Origin of the sequence: Fusibacter sp. 3D3, from assembly GCF_001748365.1 — a bacterium.
Taxonomy (GTDB): domain Bacteria; phylum Bacillota; class Clostridia; order Peptostreptococcales; family Acidaminobacteraceae; genus Fusibacter_A.
Map to the genome: position 1 here is coordinate 54,027 of NZ_BDHH01000024.1, position 6,000 is coordinate 60,026.

The window sequence follows — 6,000 nt, forward strand, 5'->3', positions numbered from 1 at the left end:
AAAAAAGGGAAGTCGACTTTGCACAATCGACTTCCTTAGACAAGATTTATAGCAAATTCAAGTTCGGCTAAAGCGGCAACAACAGTACTTCTATTGACTCCAAATATTTCTGCCATTAGCCTTTGTGGTGGTAGAGCACTTCCAATTGTCCAATCTCCTCTTGATATTTTGGTACTGATATAGTCAACAATTTGCCTATACATAGGTTCCTTGCACTGTTTATCTGGTACCCAGTCTAGCTCTACCGTTTTGCTCACTTTTGATACACTCACGCTCATTATACATTTAGATGATTATAGCATGATTTTTTTAATTCATTCTTGATATAAGGGAATCTTTCCGTTGTGAGCTTTAGGTAGTAGGCTGTTTCTTCAAAGCCTTTGTGCCCCACGGCAATCGCACTAAAATTGAACCGTCTTAATCCAAATCAGAATTACTCACTTCTTCTTACGCTTGCCACTCAAAGCTTCATACGCAACAAAAGGGATACCTACTATGATACCCAGGAGTGAATTAATCCCAAAAAAACCACCATATACGCCATATAATTTGAGCTTCTTGAAATACCTGCCTGCAAAATCATAAAACAATTTATGAATTTCCTTACCACTCATGTTGTTAATTGCCTTTTCTGTTATCCGATCAAAATTAATGTCCGAGAGAATTTTGTCCATGTTGGGCTTAATTGATACAAACGCTGCATCCGTTAAATAGGACAAACTCGCATTTATAAACGCATCAGGAACGGTATCCAGAAACTTTTCAAGTAACACAGAATAGTACATACCTATGAATTCTTCCAAACTGTCATCAAAATCCTCTTTTGCTAAAATGTTCTCAAGGCCATCAGAGAGCACGGCGTCGAGCCGATCATTCCCGATCAACTCTGCTACGGATTGATTGTAGGCAAACGCACTTAAAGCCTTGTAAGTGTTATCGCGCACTATATGATGCATCTTATCATAAAACCCAGTCGCACCTACTAAATGGTGTAAATCGTTCTTATGCGCCTCGGTTTTATTAAAAATCAGTACTTTCGAATCGCTACAATGCACTTTAACATCGAAAAGATAATGATGAATGAGTTCACCCACTTGCTTCTTTAACTTCTTTTGTTCCTTATCAAACACATCAGTCATCACTTTTTTAGCATATAGAAATTTCTGCTCAAATCGCGCTTTCATCTTCTGTTTTGAGTCAAGGTCAAAAATTTCAGCCACTGTAAATAAGTGCACCTTTCCAAGCTCATCTGCAATCGTACCCAAAATGTTTACCAAACTTTTCTTAACCGTAGAATGCTCATCTTCCTTATCGATAAATGTCGTTATGATGCTATCAAAGCCCGTTTTTTCTATGAAATTGTCAATTTTACTGATTTTCACAGAGTAAACCGATTTTTCAACAAGATTAAACACCAAACTTTCTAGGTCATTTCTTGTTTTATCAATAAACTCAGGGACTGGTCCTTTAACCAAGTCATTAACAGTATTTTCAACCAGATGATTCAGGTTCAAAACATTGTAGCCCCATTTTTTGAAGATACTTAAATCATCCAAAATCTTTTGATTCACAAAAATTGAAAATTCTTTTTTATGGTTGTCTATAAACTTAACGAGTGACTCATTTGAAGAGGTGAAAAATTCCGAAATCAACCGATCCCCGTACTTTTTAATCGCGCCATGCCATGCCTGATCAATCGTTTGATCCTTGTTAAACTCAGTTTGAAAGAACGACGTCACAGCAGAATATATTTTTTCTAAATTTTCTTTAGATAATAAATAATCAATAATTGGTGACACAACCTGATCCGAAATCGTAGGGCCAATCAAATCACTTAATCTTTTGTCGCGATTTTTGTTGTAAAATGCAACCACCAACTCATCTACTTTGATGTCCTTTTTTAATCGATCCATCATTTGAGCAGCACCAATTTCTCCAAAAGTTGAAATATCCCAATCCGCCATCTGCTTTACAATAAAATCATTGAGCCTATGAGTGGTTGTGAGTTCAAATAGCAAGTCATTGATTGCATCATTAATCTTATCCGTGTTGTCAACGACCGCTTTAACAACCAGATCACTCATGGAAACAATAAGGTCATCCCCAAATTTGTAATTATCAATCACAGCCATAATTTTAGTGGCAATTTCTGCTTTCTTCTGATTTAGGCTAAGCAACAATTTTTCTTTCATCCAATGGATATGTTCTGTTTTGTTTTTCTCTAAAAAATCCAATACATACTTGATGCCATCTTCTCTTGAACGTTCAATCAATATCGCTTTATAACTTGAATAAAAAACTTCGAGCTTCTCTTCAATCCCATCAACATCAAGCAAATCATTCTTAACAAAATGTGCCATGTTCACGGCAAAGTCCTGCTTATTCTTGATGATAAAACCCACTGAGAACCTCTTGAAATACGGAATATTGCCCAAAATTTTATTGCGAGTGTAGGGTTTAAATAGCATTTCAATCGCAAGCACATTTGTGAACCAACCCACAAACGCAAAAATAATGACATTCATTATGATCATCCTTGGATCAAAACTGCCAACACTTTGAAAGAGTCCTGGAATAATACCGACTAACCCACCAAAAAGGGCACCTAAACGTGTAATTGGCTTGAGCTCTTTTCCCATAAAGCCATGAACCAGATCACAAATTTCATCTGCACTATATTTGTTCAGATTGTCTTTAACGAGATTTTTTACATTCCCTTGCATGATTTTTTCTAAATGGTCCCCAATCAACACATGTAAATAACGGCTCATTTTACCTGTTAAATGGTCCACTTTATGTGTCAAGCTTTTAGCATTTTTCACCTCATAGGTACTAAGTGTGTCTAAGGTGTTCCCTATGTGATCCTTAGCCAGATTATTAAAAGTGTTTCCAATGGTTAGAATCACATCTTTAGGGATCAGTGCGTCTAGTGGTTTGTCATCAAATGTCTTTTTAAGTTGACCCGCTGCCCAGTTTGATCGATTTGCGTCACAATTTCTAAGTTGATTTAATGCCTCTGACTTTAGATAGGCTGTTATTGAAGCTTCGTGAGATGTACAAAACGCTTTTAGAGACGCATTCTCAAGATGCTGAGTTAAAGTGTTAATCAAACTTGTCGTCAATCGGTTTAAATTCGATGCTTTAACCAACAAATCCATTATAAATGAACGTGCAGAATTTTCAATCCACCGTCTGATCTTCTGATCAACCTCTTGGCTCATGTAAACTTTGATCGTTTTATTGGTGAATTTATCCGATCCATCTGTCGGTAATTTTTTTAATATTTTACTTATATATTTGAGAATATAACGGGCAATTTTATCAGAATCAATCGATTTATTGTCAACGAGAATCTTGGCGATTTCACTGATTTTTCTATGCTTCACAAACGCAATGATCTTATCGCTTAAGCGTTTAATTTCTGCTTCATCTTGCGCCTCTAAAATTTCAATAATCACCTTTGTGGGTGCAGATTTATTTTTTAGATAATCGAGTAAAGATTTCTTGATCAATTTAACCAAATAGGATCTGAAACCCGTTGAACTCTCTATGGATTGATCTAAAGTATCAATAATAATACCATCGAGTTCAGCTGAATACTTTTTAATAAAAAGTGCCGCTTCACTAAACAATATAGGCAATAATTTGCTCATAAATTTCTCAAGCCGATCATCAAAGGTCAAGGAGACCACATCAAATATTGTTTTATCCATTTTAGAAAGGTACATTATAAACGCATCTATCAAATCACTAAGTAAGCGTTCAACATCATTTGAGTTCAATAAATTGTCGATTTTAACATCAATATATTGCTTGGCATGATGCTCTTTGGGATTAAAAAGCAAATTTTTCAAGTTGATGTCTAAAGCGCGTTCATATTCTGTTAAAATAAGTGTTTCAATATTCAACGCATCGAAAATCACGTTTATATTTGAAATTAAATAGTCACGATGTTGCTGAGTATAATTGTTATTTTGGATGTTGAGAAATTCATTCAGTTTACTCTTAATCGTGTCTATTACCCTTTCATTAAGCAATGTTGAGCCCTTCACCTCTTGCATGTGATTAATGATGCTATGCATGATTGTTTCAAAGATGTCCGTATGCTCGATCGTTTGCGAAGCTCTCTTGCTAACTGCTTCGATTAGGTTTGAAAGATTCTCAGTGCTTATGGTATCCTTAAAATTCGTAAGCCCCAACAACGCACCCAGAATATCTTGTATCCCTTGATCAATATCCGGTTCAAAATTCTGCTTTACATTTTTAACAAACGCATCAAAGGCGGGCATTTCACCCAATTTTACATCGCCAAGTGTTTTATCTAGTGACTTTTCTAAGATATCATCTAGGACAATTTTAATAGTCTCTCTAAACGTATCTTTAGAAAATTCTTTATGCACCGTTTCATGAGTAATAATACTATCTTCAACCAGCTGACTAATATTCACGATAAATTCATCTTTGGTCTTCTTGATTACCCCACCAAACTTAAACCGTGTATATTCTTTAAAAAGCATATTGATGGCAAATGTATTTGTTATAAATCCCACAAATCCACCCGCGATAATCTGAATGGCTAAATTGGGCAAACTAAACATAGATTTCTCCCTTTATGATACGAAGCAGTTTTGAATTTTTCGCCAGACTCATGCTTAGAGTTTATCACTTTATCCTTTGGTTAAACACTACTAAATGTTGTTATCTAACATCACAATTTCAAGAAAAACATCGACAACTTTAGGGTCGAAATGCGTACCTGAACAGTTCTGCAACTCCTTTACCGCCTCTTCCATGGTTGACTTTTTCTCATACTTGCTTGTTCTAGTCATCGTATCATAAGATTCTGCTAAAGCAATTATTCTAGATTCAAGCGGTATCGCCTCACCACTCAATCCGTTTGGATACCCACTTCCGTCCCATTTTTCATGATGGTTAATGACAAATTGTGCAATTTCTGAAAATTCATTTGTTGAACTCAGAAGTCGCCAACCAATTTCGGGATGTCTTTCAATATCGATTCTTTCTGTACTGGTTAAACTGCTTGTTTTATTTAGAATTTCTTCCTCAATGCCTATTTTTCCAATGTCATGCATAAATCCAACAACTCGCATTTGATTGATCGTATTCTGATCTAACTCCATTTTCATCGCAATTGCTTGGCAAATACGACTTACTCTATTTGAATGTTGCTGCTCATTCTTGCTTTTATCAAACAAAGTGTTCATAATCAGTTCAATTGTTTTGCTCCTTATGCTGGTGCGTTCAAAAAGTTTCTGCTTATACATGTAGTTTTCCGCATTGACGACAATTTCTGATATTGATATATTTGATGCTTCTTTTGTGTCATATCCATAAGATATAGATAATTCTATATTCGCGACAACTTCTTTCGTTGTCAGATTTTTGATGTGATTTGCTATCTTTACCGTTTCATTTGATGAAGTCTTTGGCAATATGAGTACAAATTCATCCCCACCGATTCTAGCAATGATGTCCTCCTCTCTAACCGCCTTTTTAATCATTTCCGCAGCCTTATTGTTATCCCGCACATTATTTACTTTTGAATAACCCTATCTCAGTCAAAATAAAAGAAGTTAGTGGACATTTTAATCTGTTGCATGATGCATCAAATTATTTTATTCGCTAACTTCTTATGTTATCATGAATACATTAAGTTTCATTCATACAACAGAAGTCTCCCCGACCAAAGTTTGACTTCTGCTGAAACTCATTACAGAGAGGAGATAGACCTCGTCTATAACAATTCATATGATAACGATTTTAACGGATAATTGCAATCCTATTTCTCAAATTTTATACGATAATGTCCTAAATAATCTTCAGAATCATCAGTTGGGATGTATTTGTGGCCATTCGGGATGCATGTCTATTCATGGTTACTATAACCGTGATATTAAGTATGAAGATGCTTCAGTAACCTTACGCATCAGACGTGTCATCTGTTCATTTTGTAAAACAACTCATGCCATTCTATTAGCC

3 protein-coding genes and 1 pseudogene are annotated in these 6,000 nt (G+C 35.5%); 1 reads left to right on the forward strand and 3 read right to left on the reverse strand.

Annotation, left to right across the window (positions count from 1 at the left end; translation table 11 throughout):
- Positions 1–35: 35 nt before the first annotated feature.
- The 3 genes from F3D3_RS20400 to F3D3_RS20410 all read right to left on the reverse strand — a co-directional run bounded on the left by F3D3_RS20400 (position 36) and on the right by F3D3_RS20410 (position 5,522).
- Entirely contained in the window at positions 36–278 is a 243-nt protein-coding gene (locus F3D3_RS20400) for a GntR family transcriptional regulator (RefSeq protein ID WP_084389202.1), read from the reverse strand.
- Positions 279–437: 159 nt separating this feature from the next.
- Positions 438–4,598 carry a DUF445 family protein gene (locus F3D3_RS20405; RefSeq protein WP_069876285.1) on the reverse strand — a complete coding sequence of 1,387 codons (4,161 nt, stop codon included), beginning with the start codon at positions 4,596–4,598 and terminating at the stop codon, positions 438–440.
- Between the two features lie 90 nt (positions 4,599–4,688).
- Positions 4,689–5,522: an HD-GYP domain-containing protein gene (locus tag F3D3_RS20410; RefSeq protein ID WP_069876286.1), complete on the reverse strand. Its 834-nt coding sequence runs from the start codon at positions 5,520–5,522 to the stop codon at positions 4,689–4,691.
- Positions 5,523–5,769: 247 nt separating this feature from the next.
- On the opposite strand from F3D3_RS20410, the pseudogene F3D3_RS24300 reads away from it, so the two are divergent.
- Positions 5,770–6,000 (forward strand): annotated as a pseudogene (locus F3D3_RS24300) (hypothetical protein); the annotation flags it as partial.

Coding starts and splice junctions, on each gene's coding strand:
- F3D3_RS20405 (WP_069876285.1), bottom strand. CDS start 4,598: ATGTTTAGTTTGCCCAATTTAGCCATTCAGATTATCGCGGGTGGATTT.
- F3D3_RS20400 (WP_084389202.1), bottom strand. CDS start 278: ATGAGCGTGAGTGTATCAAAAGTGAGCAAAACGGTAGAGCTAGACTGG.
- F3D3_RS20410 (WP_069876286.1), bottom strand. CDS start 5,522: ATGATTAAAAAGGCGGTTAGAGAGGAGGACATCATTGCTAGAATCGGT.